The 23416-nt window shown below is 53.8% G+C and carries 22 protein-coding genes and 3 riboswitches; of the genes, 9 read left to right on the plus strand and 13 right to left on the minus strand.

All coding sequences use genetic code 11. The annotated features are described in order from the left end of the window. Positions 1-13: 13 nt before the first annotated feature. Entirely contained in the window at positions 14-427 is a 414-nt protein-coding gene (locus ACI48K_RS00390; RefSeq protein ID WP_475025580.1) for a NusG domain II-containing protein, read from the minus strand. A 105-nt stretch (positions 428-532) separates the two neighbouring features. On the opposite strand from ACI48K_RS00390, the gene ACI48K_RS00395 reads away from it, so the two are divergent. Further along, a complete protein-coding gene (locus ACI48K_RS00395; RefSeq protein ID WP_475025581.1) occupies positions 533-1588 on the plus strand; it encodes a CobW family GTP-binding protein in 1056 nt (351 codons plus the stop codon). A gap of 107 nt (positions 1589-1695) precedes the next feature. Further along, positions 1696-2190, plus strand: a complete 495-nt coding sequence (locus tag ACI48K_RS00400; RefSeq protein ID WP_475025582.1) for a flavodoxin domain-containing protein — start codon at positions 1696-1698, stop codon at positions 2188-2190. Positions 2191-2278: 88 nt separating this feature from the next. On the opposite strand, the gene ACI48K_RS00405 is transcribed toward ACI48K_RS00400, so the two are convergent. Next, positions 2279-3313 carry an ABC transporter substrate-binding protein gene (locus ACI48K_RS00405; RefSeq protein ID WP_475025583.1) on the minus strand — a complete coding sequence of 345 codons (1035 nt, stop codon included), beginning with the start codon at positions 3311-3313 and terminating at the stop codon, positions 2279-2281. A gap of 195 nt (positions 3314-3508) precedes the next feature. Continuing rightward, positions 3509-5017 carry a copper amine oxidase N-terminal domain-containing protein gene (locus ACI48K_RS00410; protein ID WP_475025584.1) on the minus strand — a complete coding sequence of 503 codons (1509 nt, stop codon included), beginning with the start codon at positions 5015-5017 and terminating at the stop codon, positions 3509-3511. Positions 5018-5233: 216 nt separating this feature from the next. Continuing rightward, positions 5234-5277: riboswitch (PreQ1 riboswitch) on the plus strand. Between the two features lie 157 nt (positions 5278-5434). Between ACI48K_RS00410 and queC the strand changes: the two genes are divergently transcribed. The 5 genes from queC (at position 5435) to ACI48K_RS00435 (ending at position 8941) form a co-directional block, all read left to right on the plus strand. Then, positions 5435-6103: a 7-cyano-7-deazaguanine synthase QueC gene (gene queC, locus ACI48K_RS00415; protein ID WP_475025585.1), complete on the plus strand. Its 669-nt coding sequence runs from the start codon at positions 5435-5437 to the stop codon at positions 6101-6103. Next, positions 6100-6594, plus strand: a complete 495-nt coding sequence (gene queD, locus ACI48K_RS00420) for a 6-carboxytetrahydropterin synthase QueD (RefSeq protein WP_475025586.1) — start codon at positions 6100-6102, stop codon at positions 6592-6594. Before queC ends, queD begins: the two co-directional genes overlap by 4 nt. Then, complete coding sequence (gene queE, locus ACI48K_RS00425; RefSeq protein WP_475025587.1) at positions 6587-7327, plus strand: 7-carboxy-7-deazaguanine synthase QueE; 741 nt, start codon at positions 6587-6589, stop codon at positions 7325-7327. The genes queD and queE overlap by 8 nt, the downstream gene beginning before the upstream one ends. Before the next feature lie 76 nt (positions 7328-7403). Further along, positions 7404-7901, plus strand: a complete 498-nt coding sequence (gene queF, locus ACI48K_RS00430) for a preQ(1) synthase (protein ID WP_475025588.1) — start codon at positions 7404-7406, stop codon at positions 7899-7901. A gap of 26 nt (positions 7902-7927) precedes the next feature. Beyond that, positions 7928-8941, plus strand: a complete 1014-nt coding sequence (locus ACI48K_RS00435) for a 2-hydroxyacid dehydrogenase (RefSeq protein WP_475025589.1) — start codon at positions 7928-7930, stop codon at positions 8939-8941. Between the two features lie 77 nt (positions 8942-9018). Here ACI48K_RS00435 and ACI48K_RS00440 read toward each other — a convergent pair whose 3' ends face one another. Continuing rightward, positions 9019-9597, minus strand: coding sequence for a PadR family transcriptional regulator (locus ACI48K_RS00440; protein WP_475025590.1), 579 nt, complete (start codon positions 9595-9597; stop codon positions 9019-9021). 2 nt (positions 9598-9599) lie between these two features. Next, positions 9600-11117 (minus strand): MDR family MFS transporter, encoded by a 1518-nt coding sequence (locus tag ACI48K_RS00445; protein ID WP_475025591.1) that lies wholly within the window; start codon positions 11115-11117, stop codon positions 9600-9602. Between the two features lie 213 nt (positions 11118-11330). Between ACI48K_RS00445 and ACI48K_RS00450 the strand changes: the two genes are divergently transcribed. Both ACI48K_RS00450 and ACI48K_RS00455 read left to right on the plus strand, forming a co-directional pair. Next, complete coding sequence (locus ACI48K_RS00450; protein WP_475026024.1) at positions 11331-12416, plus strand: M24 family metallopeptidase; 1086 nt, start codon at positions 11331-11333, stop codon at positions 12414-12416. 242 nt (positions 12417-12658) lie between these two features. Further along, positions 12659-14341, plus strand: coding sequence for a methyl-accepting chemotaxis protein (locus tag ACI48K_RS00455; protein WP_475025592.1), 1683 nt, complete (start codon positions 12659-12661; stop codon positions 14339-14341). 67 nt (positions 14342-14408) lie between these two features. Here ACI48K_RS00455 and ACI48K_RS00460 read toward each other — a convergent pair whose 3' ends face one another. From ACI48K_RS00460 to ACI48K_RS00495, 8 genes are all read right to left on the minus strand, one after another. Beyond that, positions 14409-15575, minus strand: coding sequence for a KamA family radical SAM protein (locus ACI48K_RS00460; RefSeq protein ID WP_475025593.1), 1167 nt, complete (start codon positions 15573-15575; stop codon positions 14409-14411). Between the two features lie 163 nt (positions 15576-15738). Further along, positions 15739-15879, minus strand: a riboswitch (cyclic di-AMP (ydaO/yuaA leader). A gap of 29 nt (positions 15880-15908) precedes the next feature. Further along, complete coding sequence (locus ACI48K_RS00465) at positions 15909-17492, minus strand: cobyric acid synthase (RefSeq protein ID WP_475025594.1); 1584 nt, start codon at positions 17490-17492, stop codon at positions 15909-15911. A gap of 42 nt (positions 17493-17534) precedes the next feature. After that, positions 17535-18341: an adenosylcobinamide-GDP ribazoletransferase gene (cobS, locus tag ACI48K_RS00470; protein WP_475025595.1), complete on the minus strand. Its 807-nt coding sequence runs from the start codon at positions 18339-18341 to the stop codon at positions 17535-17537. Further along, the gene (locus ACI48K_RS00475; RefSeq protein ID WP_475025596.1) at positions 18338-18952 is read right to left on the minus strand and encodes a bifunctional adenosylcobinamide kinase/adenosylcobinamide-phosphate guanylyltransferase; all 615 of its coding nucleotides are present in this window, start codon (positions 18950-18952) and stop codon (positions 18338-18340) included. Before ACI48K_RS00475 ends, cobS begins: the two co-directional genes overlap by 4 nt. Next, positions 18949-20034, minus strand: a complete 1086-nt coding sequence (gene cobT / locus ACI48K_RS00480) for a nicotinate-nucleotide--dimethylbenzimidazole phosphoribosyltransferase (protein WP_475025597.1) — start codon at positions 20032-20034, stop codon at positions 18949-18951. The genes ACI48K_RS00475 and cobT overlap by 4 nt, the downstream gene beginning before the upstream one ends. Before the next feature lie 28 nt (positions 20035-20062). After that, a complete protein-coding gene (locus ACI48K_RS00485) occupies positions 20063-20857 on the minus strand; it encodes an ABC transporter ATP-binding protein (protein WP_475025598.1) in 795 nt (264 codons plus the stop codon). Continuing rightward, positions 20854-21900: a FecCD family ABC transporter permease gene (locus tag ACI48K_RS00490; RefSeq protein WP_475026025.1), complete on the minus strand. Its 1047-nt coding sequence runs from the start codon at positions 21898-21900 to the stop codon at positions 20854-20856. Before ACI48K_RS00490 ends, ACI48K_RS00485 begins: the two co-directional genes overlap by 4 nt. Beyond that, entirely contained in the window at positions 21900-22931 is a 1032-nt protein-coding gene (locus tag ACI48K_RS00495) for an ABC transporter substrate-binding protein (RefSeq protein ID WP_475025599.1), read from the minus strand. The genes ACI48K_RS00490 and ACI48K_RS00495 overlap by 1 nt, the downstream gene beginning before the upstream one ends. 223 nt (positions 22932-23154) lie before the next feature. Then, a riboswitch (cobalamin riboswitch) is annotated at positions 23155-23363 on the minus strand. Positions 23364-23416 lie beyond the last annotated feature (53 nt).

A 23416-nucleotide genomic window follows, 5' to 3' on the forward strand; every position in this document is an offset into this window, starting at 1 on the left:
GGTCTGGCCCTTCCTAGTGGACATAAAAATCAACGCCGTCCGGATTCGGTTCCTCCGTCCCGCCTTTTTTGACGACTTCCACGTAAATATGGTGCGGGGCGCAGATGATTACCTCATTCGGCTTCGAAATAAAGCCCATTTTCACCCCGATTTTTTTGGGAGAATCGGAATAAACCATCTCGATCCCGTGGTTGTATACCTTTAGAATATCGTGTCCGTATTTCGTCTTCATGTCGATGGTTTGGTCTTCTTCCCCATTGAGGGAAACCGTTTTGTACGGTCTGCCGTCCAGCGTAATCACGGCGCTCAGCGTCGCGGGGTTATAGGTGCGATTGTCTTCATAAAAATGCTTGAACAAAAGTCCGCCTACACCCGCCAGCAGCAAGACCAATATCAGTATGATGTCTCCGCGTCTAAGTTTAAACATAAATCTCCTTTATCCTGCTGATATATTCTAACCGTAGAACTTACGAATAGATATCATGTTAAAAATATATTTTCGATTTGTCAACTAAGTGAGGAGGTATCCTTTATGAATCCGCCCGCAAAAGTACCCGTTATCATCCTTAGCGGATTTTTGGGCAGCGGGAAAACGACCCTGCTGCTGCGGCTCCTGACCGAGTCGGCAAGACTTGGCCTTACCCCCGCCGTATTAATGAATGAGCTTGGGGAGCGCGATTTTGACGGCGAGCTGGCCGTCCGTTCATCGGCTATTCCCTTTGAAGTGGAAAAGCTGCTGGACGGATGCATCTGCTGCACCAAAAAAAGCGAGATCAAAGGCGCCATATCGAGACTGCTCTTAAGTCGTCCCGACTGCTTGCTCATTGAGCTCACCGGGGTGGCTAACCCGGAGGAAATCGCCGAGGAGCTCGCAGAACCGGAATTGATCGGGGCGGTATACCTCCACAGGGTTATTACCCTGATAGACGCCGAGCATGCGCTGGAATACAACAGCATTTTCGCTTCCGACAAACAGCTTGTAACAACGCTGCGCAGCCAAATCTCCGCCGCCGACGAGCTGATTGTCAACAAAGTCGATTTGGTCGGCACGGCTCAAAAAACCAAAGTCACGGAAATGACGGGCAAATACAACGACATGGCGAGAATTCATTACGCCGTTAACGCGGATATTTCTTTGTCTCATTTATTTGCCGGTATACGGCGGCATGAGCGGATTGCCCGTACCCCAATTCATGGATCCGTCGCCTCCGCTTCCGTTTCAACACGGACAAACTTCTCCCCCTTCCATGTAGTCTCCGGCGCTCACGGGTCTATGGATCACTCCCAAGCTTCGGGCACGCAACCGACTTCTTTCAGCCGGATCGGAACGATCAGCTTGCCGCAGACAAAGCCCTTTTCGATCTCGCCGGGCAAGCTGGAACGGTTCATCAAGCAGCAAGGACCAAACCTGCTCCGGGCCAAAGGATATGTTCGTTTCGCCGATACAGCTCAGCCGTATTCCGTCCAATTCGCCGGCAAACGCTTTAACTGGGAGCCTGTCAGCCATGAAGGACCCTTCTATCTCGTGTTGATCGGTTATCGGTTGGATGCGGAAGAAATCGCTAAAGCATGGTCTCTTTTTCAGTAAACCTTGCGGTTCATGGTTCTCCCCCCCCGTATGACCGATGTCGCTTTCATCCCCTAATCATTTCCAATATAATGAAAATATAATGTCGGATTACGGGGGAATGAGTAATGAGTACGCTGATCGTTTTTGCTGGAAAATACGGAAGTACGGAGAAATGCGTCAAAGAACTGGCTGCGCAAATCAAAGACCCGGTAGAAATTGTCGATTTGCAGCAGAATCAAGTGCCTGACCTCTCCTCTTTTGACAGCGTTATCATCGGAGGATCGATTTACTTCGGTCAATTTCAGAAGACCTGCAAACAGTTCTGCACGAACCATTTGGATGAGTTAAAACGCAAAAAGCTGGGCCTGTTTATCTGCTGCGGAAACTATGACCATACGGAACAGTTCATGACGGCCGCCTTTCCGTCCGAGCTGCTGCTGCACGCCACAGCCAAAGCAGGATTCGGCGGAGAGCTGCAGATGGACAAAATGTCTCTGCTCGATAAAATCGTGACCAAACTCATTACGCGATCGGGGCAAAAAGAAGGAAAACCGCTGCCAGAGCTCCGTCTCGACAACGTTGCGGCTTTTTCGGATACGATGAACATGCAGGTCGTCTAGAACCGGAAGCTGCACCTTAATTTAAAACAAGGCCGTTCCCCGCTGCGCCTAAGCAGTCGGGGACGGCCTTGTTCTTAGCTTACCCGGTTTATTGCTTTTGATTTTGGCTCAATACCAAATTGACGAGAATATCCAGCTGTTTTTCCAGATTCAGCCCGTCAACCATCCAGAATTCCTTGTAGTTCAGCAAGTACACGTGATTGTTCTTCACGGCCGGAATGTTCTTCCATACCGGTCCGTTCATGACTTCCTTGGCCCGCTCGGCTCCGCCGTCCGGCTCATAAACCGTCACGAACATGTGGTCCGCCGCATATTCCGGCAGCACCTCAAGCGAGACATCGGCCCCCGTTCCCGGGAATACTTCCTTCTCGATTTTCTCCAGCGGCTTCAGACCGAACATTTCAAACAAGTTATAGCCGGCGTCTCTCGTTTTCGGCCATACCCAGAAGTTTTTGGCCCAAATCGAGTAACTGCCAACCGTTTCATCAGGGCCGATGACTTCCTTCAGCTTCGCCTTGGCTTCTTCCGCTTTTTGCTTGTATTCACTGATAAAGTCCTCCGCCTGCTGCTCCCGGCCCAGCATAGCGCCAACCGTCTTGACCTCTTCAAGCGGGTCGATGCCCTCCCAGCCGGCCGTGGCCAGCGTTACGACCGGAGCGATTTTTTTCAGTTGCTCCACGGTTTCCGCAGGCAAATACGACGGCACGATGATGAGATCGGGCTGAAGCGCGAGCACCTTCTCTACGGAAACGTCGCCTACGCTCTCTACGCCTTCCAGTTCCTTTTGCAGCAGCACCGAGTTGTCGAGCGCCAGCGAACCGGCTCCCACCGGCTTCACGCCCAGCGCCAATAAATCCCCCAGATGCGTAATCGATACGATCCGCTGCGGATCCGTCGGAATCTCAACTTCTTCTCCTTTAAAATCTTTATAGAGTTTGGTAGAGGCTTGTCCTTCCTTGGCGGTGTTGTTCTCGGCCTGCACGTTGTTCGTTGTGGACGGAGCAACGTTGTTCGATGCCGCGTTGTTCGAGGCGGTGTTTCCGTTTTGACCGCAGGCGGCCAGCAAACCGGTAAGCAGCACTACCGCTGCCAAAGTCCTAAGGCGATGCTTAAAAGCTGTCATGATATCAGTACCCTCCATTTATTCTAATTGATAATGATAATCATTATACATTGAACTCCCGGTTTCAGCAACCAACTTCACCAAGAATGGAGGATCCGATTTGTCCGTTATCAGCCTGGAAACTACAAAAGCGGCCCCCTGCCATCATCGATGACGTTGGGGCCGCCTCCATACAAATCTTTAATGCTTCAATTCTTATTTGCGTTCGATTGTAATCCAGCCTTCGGCATCAATGTTCACCGTAGCGCCCAGCGACTGTACGATAAAGCGGAGCGGCACATAAGTCGAACCGTCCGTATGAACGAATACCGGCTGAGGCAGAGCTACCGTCTTGCCGTCGACCGCAGCTTGCTTCGAGCCGAGCGTCAGAACAATCTTTTTGCCCGTAATGTCGTCGGTAATAACGTATTGCTTGGATCCGCCATTCCACTGGATATCGGCGTCCAATTGATCCGAAATATAGCGAAGCGGCACGAACTTGGTGTTGTTTTTGGTGATCACCTTGTAATAGTCGCTTTGCGAATCCAGCACGAAATTCTTGTGACCGATATTCAAATCGTCTCTCAGCACTTTATCCAGCGCCGGCACTGCTGCAAAATTGCGCAAAATTTGGCCTGGAGTAAGCTCGCCGTTCGTCACGTCGAGCACGCCTGCGGAAGTGTCGACTTTGTCGGTCGTTACCGTTCCGCCCACGTTCCAAAGTTCGCTTTCGCTGTGAAGCTTAATGGCCTTCAGCGGGAAGTCCGGAGTTGCCGGAAGGGCTACGTTCAGATCCACTTTTTGCTTGCGAACGTTCAGCTTGCCGTCGAAATAAAAGTCCAGCTTAAGCGTTGTATCTTTCCCCAGCACCGTGGAAAGCTCCGGCGTGGAGGCGAACAGCGTTTTCACTTGCTCATCGTAGCCGCTCAGAAGTTCATCCAAGCCTTGTTTGATTTCCGTGTACAATTCCTCGACCACGGCATCCTTCGATTCCGCAAGGGCTTCGGGAGTCAAGCTTTCGTCCGGAGCGGTTCCGGTCAACACGCTAAGGAGCGGGTAGAACGACTCGTAAAACGTCCCGATCAGATCTTTCAAGCCCTGTTCATCTTGCGAAGCGTTCGTGAGGAATGGTTTCACCAAACCTACCAGCTCGTCGCCGCGGATTTCGGCATGCAGATTCGTCAAGTTCAACGACTCGCCGTTCACTTGCTCCTGCGACTGTTTTACGGAGATATTCGACGGATTCGGCATGTGTTTGAAAACGAATTCCGATGCTTTCAGCGAGAAGTTCTGCGCATCCGCTTCATATTTCTTCGTATCGGAGATACCCGGAATCGAAGTATCCAGCGATATGTACAGCGGCTGCTTCGCCCCTTCTACTTGCAGCGCCAGTCCCTTCTCGTCCATCGACAGCAGGAACGGAATTTTGTTGCCTTGGAAACCGACGGAGCCCTTAACGGACGCGGTACGGCTATCCTGGGTTTTGGCGCTGTCAATTGTAAGCGATAAGGAATTGATCAGTTCGATGGCCGCCTTGTCTTCCGGGGTCAAAGTCCCTTCTCCCGGCACAAGCTCAACGGTCAAGGTTTGTTTGGATTCCGAGGATACGGGTTTTACGCTCCCCGCAATCACCTTGCCGACGTCAAATCCGCCTACGGCCTGACAGCCCGTAAGCGCCACCAGCAATAGAATCAGGGGTAGTGCCAACCATTTCTTTCTTTTCACTTTTTTCCCTCCTTCATTGAACTAGCTATATTATCGGTTACCTGACACGGTTTTGTAAACAAAATGTTAATTGCAAAAACAGTGTAAGATCCGCGTCAAAAATTACGCATTCAAGGCCGCTTACACCATAGGCTAAATGTGTTATAATGTAACTTGTGCCCGGCGGCTATCGGCCGGTCATCCAATTGAAGAAGATCCATGCCAAGCTTCGGCCGCATGGGAGAGGTTCGTGAACTCCCTCTATAAAAAACTATATACGCCCTCCTTTTAGGGGGTGTTCTTTGGATTTAACGAGGACATCCGCTTCCAAACGGGGCTTGTTTTTTTGTGGCAAGTTCAAGAACTCTCTTTCTTCTAAATGAAACGAAAGGCGGCAGCCTTACGGTTTCACCATTCCAAGAAGACGGAGGGTTTTTTATGTTAAAAGACGAAAAAGCGGTCGTCGTTTTCAGCGGCGGCCAGGATAGCACCACCTGCCTGTTCTGGGCAATGAAGCAGTTCCGGGAAGTTGAAGCCGTCACTTTCGACTATGGACAGCGGCACCGGCTGGAGATCGAATGCGCCAAATCGATTGCCGACGAGCTCGGGATCAAGCATACGATCCTGGACATGAGCCTGCTTGGGCAGTTGACGCAAAACGCGCTGACCCGCGGCGACATTCCGATTGAACATAAGGAGGGCGAGCTTCCGAGCACGTTTGTCGAGGGACGCAACCATCTGTTCCTTAGTTTCGCCGCCGTGCTCGCCAAAGGCATTTCCGCCAAACATATCGTGACCGGCGTATGCCAGACCGACTTCAGCGGATACCCCGACTGCCGGGACTCTTTCGTCAAATCGCTGAACGTAACTTTGAATCTGGCGATGGATTACGAGTTCGTCATCCATACGCCGCTGATGTGGATCGATAAGGCCGACACCTGGAAAATGGCCGACGAGCTTGGCGCCTTCGATTTTGTCCGGGAGCGTACGCTTACCTGCTACAACGGAATCATCGGCGACGGCTGCGGCGAATGCCCGGCCTGCAAGCTGAGAAAAGCCGGGCTGGACAATTACCTGCGGGCGCGCGAGGAGGCGGGAGCCAAGTGAATCGGACACCGGGCGAATTTCGCATCGTCGAATCGCTGCAAAAGCTGGGCAGAGACATTGGCGCCCATCAGTTGAGATACCACCGGCGCCGGGTACTCGTCAGCAAAGAGTTTACCTTCGACGCCTCGCACCATTTACATGCTTATGAAGGCAAATGCAAAAACCTGCACGGCCATACTTATAAAGTCGTGTTCGGGATCAGCGGCCTGCCGGATGACATCGGAATTACCGTCGATTTCGGCATGATCAAGGAAATCTGGAAAAACGAAATCGAGGGATATCTCGATCACCGTTATTTGAACGAAACGCTCCCTCCGATGAACACAACGGCCGAGAATATGGTCGTATGGCTGTTTGAACAAATGGAAGCGGCGCTGCAATCGGAGCCGTACCGCGATTCGATTCTTGAAGGCCGGACGGAGTTCGTCCGCCTCTACGAGACGCCTACGAGCTACGCCGAAGCCAGACGGGAGTGGATGCTGGATGAGTAACGCCGAGCTTCCGATTCCCGTACTTGAAATATTCGGCCCCACCGTCCAAGGCGAAGGCATGGTCATCGGGCAAAAAACGATGTTCGTTCGCACCGCCGGCTGCGACTACCGCTGTTCTTGGTGCGATTCCGCCTTTACCTGGGACGGCAGCGCCAAAGACGCGATCCGCCGCATGACGCCGGCGGACATTTGGGACGAACTGCGCCGCATCGGCGGCAATCGATTCTCCCATGTCACGCTGTCGGGCGGCAATCCCGCCCTCCTGCCCCAGCTTGCCGGGCTGGTCGCGCTGCTCCGCGCCGAAGGCATTACCGTGGCCGTCGAGACCCAAGGGTCTCGCTGGCAGGACTGGCTCGCCGAGATCGAGCAGGTCACGCTGTCGCCCAAGCCGCCAAGCTCGGGCATGGAGACCGACTGGGACGCGCTGGACGGCGTCGTCTCCAAGCTTGCGCATCGGCCTCAGCCGTATGCGCTCAGCCTGAAGGTCGTCGTGTTTGACGACGACGATCTCGCTTACGCCAAGCTGGTGCATACGCGTTATCCCGCCGTACCGATGTATTTGCAGGTCGGCAATCCCGATGTCACGCGGATGGATATCAGCTCTCACGCTTCCGATCTGCTGCGGCGCTACGAGGCGCTGATCGATCAGGTCATGGCTCAGCCGGACTTGAATAACGTAAGGGTGCTGCCTCAGCTGCATGCTCTTGTGTGGGGAAACAAAAGAGGAGTCTGACCATTTTTTCATATATAAAATAAAGCATTCATCATGGATATTTGTTCATTTTAAATTGCTCAAGGAGGAATCACCTATGGCCGGAAGAAAACCGGAAGAAATGCAGGATGTGACGCTGCTGGGCAACCAGGGCGTAAAGTACCCGTTCGACTATGCTCCGGAAGTGCTGGAAAGCTTCGACAATAAACACCCCTACCGGGATTATTTCGTGAAATTCAACTGTCCGGAATTCACCAGCCTGTGCCCGATCACCGGCCAGCCGGATTTTGCGACCCTTTATATCAGCTACATTCCCGACATCAAGATGGTTGAAAGCAAATCGCTTAAACTATATTTGTTTAGCTTCCGCAATCACGGCGATTTCCACGAAGACTGCGTCAACATCATCATGAACGACTTGATCAAGCTGATGGACCCGAAGTATATCGAGGTCTGGGGCAAATTCACCCCGCGCGGCGGCATCTCGATCGATCCGTACTGCAACTACGGCCGCCCCGGCACCAAATATGAAGCGATGGCGGAGCATCGCCTGCTGAACCATGACATGTATCCGGAAAAGATCGATAACCGCTAAACCGCACCGCTCCTGTTTTTGATAATATGGATGTAAAAGAACGCCGTGAAGGCAGGAAAGGAGAGGCGAACGTGAAACCGAAGGTATTTATCGCCAAGCCGGTGCCGCCGGAAGTTGAGGCGTTTATCGCCCGGCACTGCGAATACAGCAAATGGGAGGACTCCTCCCCCATCACCCGAACGGAGCTGCTGGAAAGATTGGCCGACGCGGACGGCCTGCTGACCTCGGGCGGCAAAATCAACGATGAGCTGCTGGATCATGCCCCCCGCTTGAAGGCCGTCAGCACCATGAGCGTCGGCTACAATAATTTTGACCTCGGTGCAATGAAAAGCCGGGGCATTCTCGGAACAAATACGCCATCCGTGCTAAGCGATACGGTAGCGGACCTGATCTTTGCGCTTATGCTGGACGTTGCCCGCAGAGTGTCCGAGCTGGACCGCTATGTAAAGGAAGGCCGCTGGAAACACGGCGTCGATGAAAATCTGATGGGTCTTGACGTGCATCATAAGAAACTTGGGATCATCGGCATGGGCGAAATCGGCGAGGCTGTCGCAAAACGCGGCAAACGGGGGTTCGAAATGGACATCCTGTACCATAACCGCAGCCGCAAGCCTCAGACCGAAGCCGATTTGGGCGCGGAATACCGCTCCCTGCCGGAGCTCCTTCAGGAAGCCGATTTCATCGTCCTGATGACGCCGCTAACGCCGGAAACGGCCGGGCTGATTGGCGAGCAGGAGTTTGCCTTGATGAAACCGACGGCCGTATTCGTGAACGCTTCCCGCGGCGCAACGGTGGACGAACGGGCCATGGTCGCCGCGCTCCAAAACGGACAAATTTACGGCGCGGGGCTGGATGTTTTCGAGCGGGAGCCCATCTCGGCGGATCACCCTCTGGTATCGCTCCCCAATGTCGTTACCCTGCCGCATATCGGTTCCAACACGGAGCATACCCGGTTTCTGATGGCCATGCTGGCCGCCGAAAATCTCGTTGCCGCGTTGAGCGGTCAAACGCCTCCGAATCTCGTCAAAGAGCTGCGTTAAACGCGGTTCCCATGCAAAAATCCTCCGAAACAGCCCGTTTCCTGAGCTTTCTTCGGAGGATTTTTTGTAAATCTTCGTCAATTGTCTCCCGGCAGCAGAAAGGCGTCCCATTGATCAAGCCGTCCGGCTTCTGCGTCTTCAAGCAGCCGCTTCAGCCAATTCAGCTCCGTCTTGGCATGCTCGTAGTAGCCGGCCATTAGATGAAGCACGCCCCGCGGGACATTCCCTTCATGATCTCTAAAGATCCCCTGATAATACTGCGCCTGATATTCGGCTTCCCTTACCCGTTCCCGCAAAATCCCGGCAATCTGCTTCTGATCCCCTTTGCCGGCGAAAGCTAGCGCAATATACATCGGATGAAACGCGGGAACGGATTCTTCGAACCGCTCGACCAGCAGCTTTTGAAAATGGTCTCTGCCCTTATCCGTAATCCGGTAAACGGTCTTATCCGGCCGGCTCTCGCTGTGAACCGTCTCTACGGCCTCGATGTACGACTCTTTGGCTAACTGGTCCACCGCGTAATAAAGCGAACCGATCTGAAATTTGCCGTTCACGTCCATAAACCGGTCTCGCATGCGAATGCGGATTTCGTAAGGATGCAGGTTTTCTTCAAGCAGCAGGCCCAATATGCACAAACGAATGGACAATGCTTTCATCGTTACCCCTGTTGTTTGGCGGGCTCGGCCGTTCTACGAATAATCCGGTCCTTCGGCATGACGAGAACAACCAGGACCGTGCAAGCCGCCGGAATAACCGCCCACATAAACGTATGAGCAATCGAGGAAGACAGCGCGTCCGTGATTTTTTCCAAAATTTGCGGAGGGATCAGCGCCCTTTTATCCGGGCTCAGCGCTTCCTGCGGATCTCCGATCGCCTGCCCCGCTTGTCCCATTCCTTTAAATGCGGACGCCATCTTGTCCGACAAAAGGTTGCGCTGCAAGATGCCGAAAATCGTAATCCCCAGCGTCATCCCGAGTGATCTCAAAAAGGAATTGGTTGAGGTGGCCGCCCCGCGCTGCCGCATATCGAAATGATGCACCGACGACATGCCAAGCACCGAGAAGGAGAACCCGACGCCAAACCCCGTCAAAATACTGTAAACTGTAAGCAGAATTCGCGAGGTGTCGCTCGTCAAGCTGCTGAGCGCAAAAATGCCGGCCACAAAGCAAACCGCGGAAATCGCCATAACCGAACGATACGGTATTCTCGTCGCCAGCGTTCCTCCCAGCATGCTTCCCGCCACCGAACCGATCATCATCGGCATCAGGATGATCCCGGAGTTGGTCGCCGTCCCCCCGAATACGCCTTGCACATAAATCGGAATGTATACCGTAGCGACAATAAACACGCTGCCGTACAGCAGCGCAAGCACATTACTGGTGGCAAAAAGCCGGTTCTCGAACATTTTGAACGAAATGATCGGTTCCTTGCTCTTGCGCTCGGCCAGCAGGAAAATGGCGAACAAAACGGCAAACCCGGCGAACAGGCCAAGAATTACCCCGGAATTCCAGGCGAACTTTTCGCCGCCCAGCTCAAGCGCAAACATGAGGCATACGACCGCCCCAATCAGCGTGAAAGCCCCGGTCCAGTCGATCTGCTGCTTGGCATGGGTCAGAGATTCCTTATAGTTGACAACGATAAGCGCCAGCGCGACAAGTCCGATCGGAACATTGATGTAAAATACCCAATGCCAACCTAAGGCATCAGTAATAAACGCGCCCAGCAGCGGTCCGAATATGCTGGATGTGCCAAAAACGGCCCCAAGCAGACCGGTCACTTTGCCGCGCTGCTCCACCGGAAAAATATCGTAAATGATCGTAAAAGCGATCGGCATGAGCGCCCCGCCGCCGATTCCCTGAATGGCCCGAAAAATACTGAGCTGCACGATGCTTCCCGCGAAGCCGCACAGTACGGACCCCACCAGGAACATGATGATCCCGAACAGAAAAAAACGTTTCCGTCCATACATATCGGAGAGCTTCCCGAAGATCGGCGTTCCCGCCATTACGGTGACCATATAAGCGGACGTCACCCATACGAACTGCTCCATGCCGCCCAAATCGGCGACAATCGTGCCCATCGCGGTCGTCACGATCGTGTTATCCATAGCCGCCATGAGGATGCCAAGCATCAGGCCTAGCAGGATATATCTTGTGTTTGTTTTCTCGAGCGTCAAAAAAATGCACTCCTTACCCCTATTCAAATTTGAATATCTACTCTATCCATTTTATTTAAAATCGAAAAAAAGTAAACCCGCGTAATCAAAATTTTATCGAAAGGGGCATTCTTTTCGGTGCGGCATCTGGGTACCTCTCCTATCTCAGCTACCGCTTCCCGGACATATGTCCTATAATAAATAGGAAAGCTTGTCAGAAAGGATGAATCGATGATGAATTCGAAATGGATCCATTTGGAGCAAAAAATGCGCGAATCCGGCGTACATACGCTGTTGATTACCGATCCCAAGCATGTTTATTATTTGACCGGATTCCTGAGCAATCCGCATGAGCGCTTTCTGGGCGCCGTGCTGCAATCCGGAAGCGAGCCCTTCCTGATCGTGCCCGCGCTTGACGAGCAGGCGGCTCGGGAGGCTTCGGACGTTTCCGAAATCATTACCCATCAGGATACGGACAATCCCTATCTGCTGCTGAAGAACCATATGAAAGGAGCGGTCGGAAGCATCGGTTTTGAAAAAGAGCAAATGTCCGTGGCCCGTTTTGAGCAGCTTCAGGAAACCTTGTCTTTTTCCAGATATTTGGACGTAGGTCCATGGCTGCAGGAGCTTCGCGTTCATAAAAGCTCCGAAGAAGTCGCCAAAATGAGACATGCCGTCCATCTCATCGAACAGGTGCTGACGGAGACGCTCCGCAAGGTAAAAGAAGGCGCTTCGGAAAACGAGATTGTAGCCGAAGTCGAATATCAGATCCGCAAGCAAGGAGCGGACGGCCCCTCCTTCGATTCGATTGTTCTTTCCGGAGAAAAGACGGCTCTGCCGCACGGCACTCCGGGAACTCGTCAGCTCCGCCGGGGGGATTTGATTATGTTCGACATCGGCGTGTACGCGGACGGCTATGCCTCCGATATTACCCGAGTCTTCGCTTTGGGAGAGCTGTCCCCCGAACTCGCCCGAATTTACAATACCGTGCTTGAAGCCAATCAAACCGCAATCCGGGCCATCAAGCCTGGCGTTACGTTCGCTTCGATCGACAAAGCCGCACGGGACGTCATCGAAGCGGCGGGATACGGTCCTTATTTTACCCATCGCCTTGGCCACGGTCTTGGCATCGACGTCCATGAGTTCCCGTCCGTCCACGGTCAAAATGAATACTTGCTGTCGGAAGGCAACGTTTTTACCGTCGAACCGGGAATTTACGTCCCTGGAGTCGGCGGCGTGCGGATCGAAGACGACGTTCTCGTTACGGAAACCGGGGTTGACGTGTTGACTTCGTTCCCTAGGGAGTTAACATATATCTAACATAACGTGATATATTCAAAGGATCTTTTGGCCTGCTTTTATGGCCCGAAGATCCTTTTTTTCTGTAAGTCATATGTAGAAATATGATAAGAAAACATGAAAATTGTAAATCGATTGTTTTCAAAGCGCCTTTTTTCCTATAAAATGTAGCTAATGAACCATCGGTTAAAAAACCATGGGCCTAGACCAGCATTGCAATACATAGAAATTTCAAATCTAAGGGAGATTGGAGAGGGGATTCCGTGTTTAACATCAATCGTTCTATCAGCCGTAAGTTCATGACCACGTATGCGGTAGTCATCGTATTGTCGTCGCTTCTGTTTAGTGTGAGTTTTTATAACATTTCAATGGGAATCATCAATCAAAACGTTCTTCCGCAATTTGACAAAGTGCTGTTGACCAGTACCCAGGATATTTATAAACGTCTGGACACCACCCAGTCGCTGCAATTGTTGAGCGGGAAGGAAAATTCACGTTTCGCCGTCGAATCTTATTTGACCAAGAGCGTAAAAGAAGCCCAGTTGGGCTCCGCTTATTTGATTCATCTGCAAAACGACGCCGCCACTGTAGTGGCCTCCAATGATAATTCCGGGATGAAACCCGGGGACAAGCTGGAAGTGCAAAGCGCCATGAAAGATGCCAAGGAAGTCAAAATCAGCGAGCTTTATTCCGACAAGTACGGCTCCCACAAAACGGCCTATATCGGAATCCCCGGCAGCGAAGCGGTGCTGGCGGTCGGGATCGACGCAACGTTTATCGATGAAAAACGCAACGAGATTTTTTGGACTTGCGCGGGGATTTTCCTCTTCGTCATCGTTGTTGGCCTGGTAATCGCTTATTTCAGCAGTTCGCGGATTACGAAATCGATCAAAAAGCTGGTTGTCGTCACCGAAAAAATGGCGCAAGGCGATTTCCGCCAAAGCCTTGATGTCAAAGGCAAAGACGAGGTTGCACAGCTCTCCGGAAGCTTTAATTTGATGACTTTGCAGCTCAAAGCCATGGTCTCCCAAGTGCTTGCCACCTCGCAATCTGTTGTGGGCGGCTCCGATCATCTGTTCAAATCGGTGGGCACTTATCAGGAGCTGATTTCCCGTTCCGATAAGGCCACGCGGGAAATTGAGCAAGGCAGCATGGCGATCGCTTCGGCTGCTGCGGAAAACGCCCGCGCCATGGAAGAGATTTCGCAAGGCGTACAGCATATCGCTTCTTCTTCAGCCGAAGTGACGGAAAGAATCGGACAAGCCGCGGAGGAAGCCGGTGCGGGCAACGATCTCGCGCAGACAGCCATTGAGCAAATGAAAAACGTTGAAGCGGCCGCCGGAAAAACGCTGGATCACATCCATGTTTTGAATGAACGTTCCGAATCGATCGCGACTGTGGTAGGAACGATCACGGAAATTACGAAACAGATTAATATTCTCGCTTTGAATGCCGCAATCGAAGCCGCGCGCGCCGGTGAACACGGCAAAGGTTTTGCGGTCGTCGCCGAGGAAGTTCGCAAGCTGGCGGAGCAATCGCGAAGCGCCATGGAAGAAATCGCCGAGAATTTGCACAGCATCCGGGAAGAATCCGAAAACTCCGTAAGCGCCATGCGTCAAGCCAGCGATGAAATCGTGTCCGGCACGGATCGCGTGAAAAAGGCCGGACTTGCGTTCGAACAGCTGACGGAGCTGATCCAGAACATCAACTTGACGATTCAATCCGTCTCCGCCTCTACACAGGAAGTATCGGCAGGCACGGAAGAAGTCACCGCTTCCGTCGAGGAATCCGCCAACATTACGTCCAAATCGCTTCAAAGTATGGAGCAAATCGCCCAGTATTCCGGCGAACAGCTGGAAGAAATGAAATTACACACGGAAACGGTCCGCAAGCTGCATGAGCAAGCCTTATCCCTGAAGGAATCCGTGGAGAAATTCCAGGTCTAGCTTGCATCGGACCCTAATCATTAAAAAACGCCCCTTCTCGACCATTGATCGAGAGGGGCGTTTTTGCTTATAGAAAATAGGCTTCATGAATATCGGTTAATTCATTCACGGATGCAATTCCTTCCGCTTTCTTCTTCGGCTTATTCCAATAAGCCTCGTTCCCGGGCAGATCGTCAAACCAGGAGGCGTCATCCGGGCATTCAAGGACCATAAACTTTCCGTATTCATGATCGCGGGATTGATGGTATTTCAAATAAGCCAAGCCGTTTTCGACAGCTAAAATTTCGATTTTCCCGGAGGTATGGCTCATCGATAATCTGACCCGTTTGCCAAGGCCGGAGGTTCGGGCTTTAGCCTCCTCCACAATCCGGTATGCTCTTTGCAAAGGAATGACAAAATCGGAATTTCCGGCAACCGGACGGTTGATAAAGAAATAGTAGGGCGTAACGCCGGCCCAGGACAGCTTATCCAGCAGTTCGCCAAGGACGGCAGGGTCATCGTTGATGCCTTTCAGAACAGGGGTTTGGTTGACGACAATCGCGCCGGCTTCATGCAAAGCTTGGAAGCAACGTTTGGCTTCAGGTGTAATTTCTCGGGGATGATTGATGTGCGCCATGACATAAATGCGCTTTTCAACGGTGGAAAATTCTTTGATCAGCTCCAGCAATTCGGGGTCCTCATATATCCGCATAGGATTAAAGACGGGGATTTTGGAGCCAAGACGGATGATTTTTACATGCTCGATGGCGCGCAGCCGCTCAAGAATCGAACGAAGCTTGCTTGTCGCCAGAATCAGGCTGTCTCCTCCGGTCAGCAGAACATTGTTGATTTCGGGATGCTGCGAAATGTATTCAATGCCCGGGGTTACATCCGCCATCGCTTCTTTCACATCGTTTCGGAACAATCGTTTTCTGAAGCAATAACGGCAATAAGCGCCGCATACTTCCGAAACGATAAGCAGCGCGGTCGTCCCGTATTTGTGCTGGCAGCCGGGGACGACATAGTTGGTGTCCTCGTCGGAAGCATCCCATCGGCCGTATTCTCGCAATTCTCCCGTATTCGGTATAACGAGCTTTCGGATGGGATCCTGCGGGTCTTTCCAGTCAATCAAGTTCAGATAATAGTCGTTCGCCCGAAATACGAATTTGTCCGTAATGGGACGCAGCTCTTGGAGTTCCCGTTCGGACAACCCGCTCACTTTCGCAATGTCGGTAATATACTTCGGTTGTGCCATAACCATCTCCTCCTTTGAATGTGCGACTCATAAAGAAGAAGCATCGGGAACCTGCCTCTTGCAGCAGCGAATAACGAGCATTCCGCCGAATCTCGGGATCAAAGGTCATAAAAAACAAAAAGACCCCGTAAAGGGTCAATGTCTTAAAGCTTAAAATGGCACTTTATGACCCATCCACTGCAAACGAGGTTAGCTGACGGGCTCGGGAAAGATGGTTCCCTACGTGATCAATCAACGATTCGCCCCAAAAGATGGTTCCCCCGCTTTTCGACTTTACTCGTCGAAAACTAAGCGTAATTATATGCTATACCATAAAAGGCCCATTTGTCAAAATTAGTTCGGCTCTGCCATGCGGATTCCCGCGATTTCATAAACCCGGTCCATATCCAGATGATTCCTAATGTGATCGGCGAGGCGGTCAAACGCGGCCTCTTTGCGCGATACGGCCATAAAGGTTGTGCCCAGCGGCTCGAGCCCCTTGGCGATACGCACCGCATCCAGCCAGGAACGCCGCCACTCATCGTTATGAAATAACCCGTGCAAGTAAGTGCCAAATACGCGGCCATCCGGCCTGGAATAGCCGTCATACCTCTCCTCTTCCTCACCATGCCTCCGGATCATAAAGAGGTTCATGGCATCGGCTCCCGGAAGAAGCGCCGTATCCCCGGCGTGAATCTCGTAACCTTCGATCGAAATGGGCTTGCCCGAAGGATGAAGCGGAACAGGGTGAGCGGTCGCCACTTTGCCCTCCGCCCTTACCGTCGTTTTCCCGGGGAGAAAGGTTGTCGTGAGCGGAAGCCATCCGAGCCCCTCGGCTTCGCGCGAAACTTTGGATTCCACCGCATCGGGATCATTCAGCCGCTTGCCCAGCATTTGGTAACCGCCGCAAATCCCGATGAGCTGTGTATGCGGCCGGCCGAGAATGTGCTCCCGGATACCTTTGTCCAACTGCTGTCCACGCACAAAATCCAAATCTCCGATCGTGTCTTTCGTTCCCGGCAAAATGACGATGTCCGGATCGCCAAGCTCCGACAGCTTGTCAACATAACGGAGCGATACGTCGGACTCGGCAGCGAGGACGTCAAAATCCGTAAAATTGGAAATTCGCGGGTAACGGATCACGGCGATATCGACATCCTTATCCTTTTGCGGCCGGGAAGGATAAGTGTCCAATATGACCGAATCCTCGGCTTCGATTTCCAAATCGGGCAAATAAGGGAGCACGCCAAGGACGGGAATGCCGGTGCGCTGTTCAAGCCAATCAAGCCCCGGCTGCAGCAGCGAGAGGTCGCCGCGGAATTTATTGATGATGAAGCCTTTAACCCGGGCCCGTTCCGCAGGCTCCAGCAGTTCCAGCGTACCGACGAGAAAAGCAAACACGCCGCCGCGATCGATGTCTGCGGCCAGAATAACCGGGGCATCGGCCCAGCCGGCCAGATTCATGTTTACGATATCGCGCTGTTTCAGATTGATTTCGGCCGGGCTGCCGGCCCCTTCCATCACGACGATATCGTATTGACCGCGCAGCCGCCCGAGCGCCTCCATGACCAACGGCTTCGCCTGCGGGAGGAATTTCTCCCGGTAGTCCGCAGCGCTAAGATCCTGTAGCGGTTTGCCGTGGACGACGATCTGGGAGGCCATTTCCCCCGTCGGTTTCAGCAGCACCGGATTCATATCGGTCGTTGCCGGAATGCCGCATGCTTCGGCCTGAATGCCCTGGGCTCGGCCGATTTCCTTGCCGTCCCAGGTAACGTAAGAATTAAGCGCCATATTCTGCGATTTATACGGCGCCGTCCGCAAGCCATCCTGTTTGAAAATTCGGCATAAAGCCGTTACAATCACGCTTTTGCCCACATCCGACGCCGTCCCTTGAATCATCAAAACCGCCCCAAGGGGGGCGGATGTACGAGATGCCATGTCTTGTTTCCCGCTCCTTTATCGTTCATTGTTCAGGTCCCGTCACCGGAATACAATCACGGTCAGCAAAAGCAGCAGAGCCTCCAGGCCCTCGTTCAACGCGCCATAGGTATCGCCGGTAAGTCCTCCCAGTCTGGAGCTGATCCGGTTTGCGGCCAGCGTCCCGGCCCCCCAGGCAACAAGCGGCTGAAGGACAAAACATAGCCCCGTTTGAACCCAGGAGAGCTGCCCGCCGGCAGCGGCGGATACAAGCACCCAGGATGCCAACGCCAAAGCGGCCGCGATCCAGGTTGCCGCGGCGGTATCGCGCGCGGTGAAGCCGCGAAATTGCCCAGCTAGCCCTTCCCCCTGCCGCGCCAACGGCCAGGAACGCATCGCCCGGGTCATAAACCAGCGGCTCCATACCGGCGCCGTCAGCAGCGCGGCTCCCGCAGGGAACAGGCCGCGTTCCAGCAAAGAGGCGATCAGGGACATTTTGAGCAGGAGCAGCAAAACGCAAGCCAGCACGCCCATCGCGCCGACGCGGCTGTCCTTCATGATCTCGAGCATCTTCTCCCGCGAACGATAGCTCAGCAGCGCATCCGCAGAATCCATCCAGCCGTCCAAATGCAGCCCCCCGGTCAACCAGACCCACACGATCAGAGTAAGCACGGCGGCCGGCAAAACAGGAAGCGCCCAGGACGACAAAGCCGCCCAAAACGAGACGCATACGCCGATCGCCGCCCCAACCAGCGGGTAGTGACGGGCGCTGCGCCGCATCAGCTCCGGCGTAAAATCCAGTTCCGTGCGAACCGGAAAACGGGACAGAAATTGAAATGCCGCTAAAATGGGTCTTTCCTTCGAATTCATAGACGATACTCCCTGCTTTTCAGTTCAATCGGAATCCCGGCCGTCACCAAAAATACTCGATCGGAAACGGCGGCCATCTTACGGTTCAAAGTGCCCGCCAAATCCCGGTACAATCTTCCGAGCGGATATTCCGGCACGATCCCGCTGCCCACCTCGTTGGTCACAAAAACTAAAGTGCCGGGAAAACGTTCGGCCTCCGCAACAAGCCGGCCGATCTCCCCGGCGACGGATTCCGCGGCATCCCTGCTGTCGCCTGCGGCAAGCAATACGTTGGACAGCCATAAGGTCAGACAGTCCACAAGCACCACTGGACCGGGGACTTCTGTATTTCGTCCCGGACCGTCCGCCGGCGCTTGAGCTGTAGCCAGCGCGCTTTCACCTACGGTCAGCATCAACAGCAATTCGGCAAGATACTGCGGTTCTTCCAGCGTTGTCCAGGCATACGCGCTGCTGTCCCGCTGCCGCCGGTGCTCCCGGATCCGCTCTCTCATCTCATCGTCAAACGCTTGTCCGGTGGCGATATAAAATGCCGCTGCCGTGTGCTTCATACACCAGCGTTCGGCAAAGGTGCTTTTGCCGCTGCGAGCTCCGCCCGTGACCGTGACGATCATTGCCCCGCTCCCCCGGTCCCTGCTTCGCCACTGCCGGAAACCCCGGCGCTGGCGAAGGTGGCCATTTCGGCCATGATTCGGCATGCGGCGTCAACGAGATGCAGCGCCAGCACGCCTCCCGTTCCTTCGCCGAGCCGCATATCAAGCTGCAGCATCGCTTCAAGCTGCAGTTCCCGCAGCAGCCGCTGATGCCCCTGCTCCATGGACATATGCGAAGCGATCATGTAATGCGGCGACAGCGGAGAAATACGCGATGCCACAAGCGCGGCAACCGTGGAAATAAATCCGTCGATCACTACCGGACAACGGTGGGACGCTGCTCCAAGAATCACCCCGACAAGCCCGGCGATTTCCAGTCCGCCGACCTTGGCGAGCACGTCCAGCGCATCCGCCGGATCGGGACGGTTGATGTTCAAGGCGCTTTCAACCACGCTGATTTTATGGCGGAGCCGCTCATCGTTGATTCCCGTGCCTCTGCCCACGCTCTCTGCCGGCGTAATTCCCAGCAGGGAGCTCATGATCGCGGAACTTGCCGTCGTATTGCCGATGCCCATTTCTCCCGTCACGAACAAGCTCGTTCCCCGGCTTACGGCTCCCGAGACAGCTTCGGCACCGGCCACAATAGCGGCCTCCGCTTCTTCGCGGCTCATCGCCGGCCCTTTGGCCATATTTGCCGTTCCGTACCGAAGCTTATGCTGAACCAATCCGGGATGCGAAGGCAAGTCGGCGTTAACGCCGATATCCATACACACGACATCCGCCCCGGCCTGACGCGCCAACACATTCACCGCGGCCCCGCCGGACAAGAAGTTCAGCACCATTTGCGGCGTCACTTCCGCCGGAAATGCGCTCACTCCTTCCTCGCATACGCCGTGATCGGCGGCCATGACGATGACCGCGCGGTTTGGGAAAGCGGTATAGCTTTTCCCCGTAATTCCAGCAAGTTTTACAGCCAGCCCTTCCAGCTTGCCGAGGCTTCCCGGCGGTTTGGTCAGTTGGTCAAGATGCGCCGATGCGGCGTTCATGGCCTCTTGATCCAAAGGTACGATTTTGCGGATGATTTCAGTCAGGGGTTGTTGCATGTTTATCCTTGCTCCTTTCAGCATAAGCCTAATTCGTCCTTGATGTTCTTTGCAGCAGCAGCTGCGGAATCCCGCCATCGGGGTGGGCGACCGCGTGCGATTTGACGCCAAACACCGTTTCCGCCATATCCGGCGATAAAATGTCTTCCGGGAACCCCTGCGCCATAAGCTTCCCGCCGCTCATGACCAGCAAGCGCCCGCAATATAAGGCAGCAAGATTAAGATCGTGCAGTACGGAAACCACCGTCAATCCTTCGGCCCGCTGCCAGTCGGCGACAAGCTCCATGAACTGCAGTTGATAATGCAGATCGAGATAGGTCGTCGGCTCGTCGAGCAGAACGACTTCGGGCTGTTGAGCCATGACTTTGCCTAAAGCGACCCGTTGGCGCTGGCCGCCGCTAAGCGCGCCGAGCGGCCGGTCGGCCAGTTCGCGCAAATCCAGCCGATCCATAATTTCATCAAGCAGGCGCTGTCCTTCGGCCTCGTGATCTTTCTCCCTGCCTCGCCAATCCTGAAACGGAAATCTTCCCATTTCGATCACGTCCCGGACACGGTAAGACACCGGCGGCAGCCCGTTCTGCTGCAGTACGGCGACCTTCCGCGACAGCTCTTTTCGGCTGTAATCTTCAAGACGCTTACCCTTCACCCAAATTTCGCCGCGATCGGGTTTTTCGACGCCGGATATCAGGCTTAGCAATGTGGTTTTGCCGCTGCCGTTCGGGCCGATGATTCCCCAGAATTCTCCTTTGCTCACGCTCCAAGTCACATCCTGCAGCACCGGCTCGCGGCCATAAGTTTTGGAGACGCCCTGGACCTCGATCATCGCAACTCCTCCTCCCGCTGCTTTTTCTTGCGATACAGCAAATAGGCAAAAAACGGCGCGCCGACAAACGCGGTTACAATGCCGAGCGGAATTTCCGTCGGCGCCAGCAGCGTGCGGGCGGCCAGATCGCTCCACATCATGAAGATGCCGCCGCCCAGCGCGGATAGCGGAATAATCAAGCGGTAGTCCGGCCCTGTGATAAGCCGGATCATATGCGGAATAACCAGTCCGACAAACCCGATAACGCCGGATACCGACACGGCGGCGGCCGTCATTAGCGTAGCCACCAGCAGTACGATCAGTTTGGTGCGTTCGACGTGCAACCCGGAATGCGCGGCCTGGCGTTCGCCCAAAGCGAGCAGGTTCAAACTGCGGGCCTGGCTCCATAGGAATATCGCGCCAAGCGCCAAATACGGGAAAAGGATGGCCGTATACGACCATCCGCGAAGACTCAAACTGCCCATCGTCCAATATAAAATTTCATTTACCGTCCGTTTGGACATCGCCGTTAAAAAAGAAACGACCGCCCCAAGGAACGACTGCATGACAACGCCGGACAAAACCAAGCTTTCGATCGGAATGCTTCCGTTCTCCCGCGCCAGCCAAATGACGATCCAGAGCGTTGCGATCCCTGTTACAAATGCCACGAGCGGCAAAGTAAATACGCCGATCAAAGAGTACTGCCAGCCGTAAAAGATCAGCACGGCCGCGCCGATCGCCGAACCCGAAGATACCCCAAGCGTAAACGGGTCGGCCAGCGGATTGCGCAGCACGCCTTGAAAGGCGGTCCCCGCCACGCCCAGCGAGGCTCCGACCAGCAGGCCCAGCAGCACCCGCGGCAGACGCACTTGCGTGACGATTTGTTCCGAAGCGGTGCTCCAATCCGGCGTAATCCAGGAAGAGACTCCCGGAAGCCGGTGAAGCAAAATACCGACGATCTGCCCTGCCGGCAGCGGAACGGAGCCCACTCCGATGCAAACAAGCAAGGTTACGGCGAGCAGGATGAGTCCGATCGCTCCGTACCCGGCCAGCTTACGGCCTATCATGGCTTAATTAAATCCGGATAAATCGCTTTAGCCACTTCGATCAATCCCTGAGTTACGCGAGGACCCGGACGGCTGAGCAGATTATCGTCAAGCGGCACGAGGCGGTTTTCCTTGACGGCCGTAATTTGGTCCCATCCTCTACGGCTCTTAATAATGTCCGCCAATGTCTTGTTGTTCTCGTCGATGACGCTTTTGGCATACAAAATGACGTCAGGATTTGCCTTAATGATATTCTCTTCATTAATCTCCGTCCAGCCGGTCGTGTCGGAAGCCACGTTCACGCCGCCGGCCAAAGTGATCATTTCATCCATAAACTCGCCTTTGCCGACGGTCCAGCCCGGCGAAAATTCAATATATACCTTTTTCTTCTGATCCGGCGTGAGCGATTTGACGGCATCCGTCACCTGCGTCATTTCCTGGTTCATTTGCTCAAGAACCTTGCCGGCTTCAGCCTGTTGATTCGTAATGGTGCCGATGGTCTTGATATGGTCCATAACATCGCTGAACGTTTTGGGATCGGCCCGGAATACTTTGAGTCCGAGGTCGGTCAAGCTTTTGACGGTAGCATCGTCGATGAAGCTGGCCGCTACGACCAAATCGGGCTGTGCCGCCACGATAGCCTCTACGTTAACCTTGGAGCCGCCCATTTTCGGCTTGTCCTTAACTGCCTCGGGATAATCGTCCAGATCCGAAACGCCAACGACCTGCTGATCCAAACCTAATGCAAACAAAACCTCCGTCTCCGAAGGAGCCAACGACACGATTTTTTGCGGCGCCGACTCAAACGTAAATTCCGTGCCTGAGGAATCCTTTACCGTGTATGGGTAAGTCGTTTGCTCCGCCTGTTCATCATCGGCATTTGCCGCAGTTTGATTCTGCTGTTCGGACTGCGCCGAAGAATTAACCGCGGCATTTCCATTTCCGTTGTTCGCCGTGTTGTTCCCGGTATTGTTCGCGCCGCAGCCGGCCATAACGACCAGCATCAAAGCGAGCAGCCCGGCTACCCATATCTGTTTCCAATTTTTCATCTGACCTTCTCCTCTTCGTTTCTTATTCAAGAAACACCTGAATCCGAAGCGTTTTGCAGTTTAGCGGCCGTTTCGTCTCCCCTTTGAACCATTCTTCAAACAGGAAAACCCCAATCCGCTAAGGATTGGGGTACGTCTACAAAGTCACGCCACACCGGATATCCAAGCATCCGTCTAAAGGCAATGATCCTTTCAGCAGAGCGTCATCCTTTCCTCGAAGGACCGTCTAGATTTCCCGTTGGCAGGTCTCCTGACTCGCAGGTTAAGATTTCAGCTCGCCTTCCCATCTCCCTTGGCGGGCGACAGTGGCATCATATGAGCTTCATCCCTGTTTACAGTGGCGGGACCGTGCCGGATTTGCACCGGCTTCCCTTTTAACCCAAAGCATGCGGCTTTCGCCTCATCTCCGGGACCCACGGGCACTTTCGTTATTCGCTTGTCTAAAGGCAATTCTTCTCTAATGGATTATAGGGGAAAAGAGCCAG

Source organism: Paenibacillus terrisolis (genome assembly GCF_056171975.1).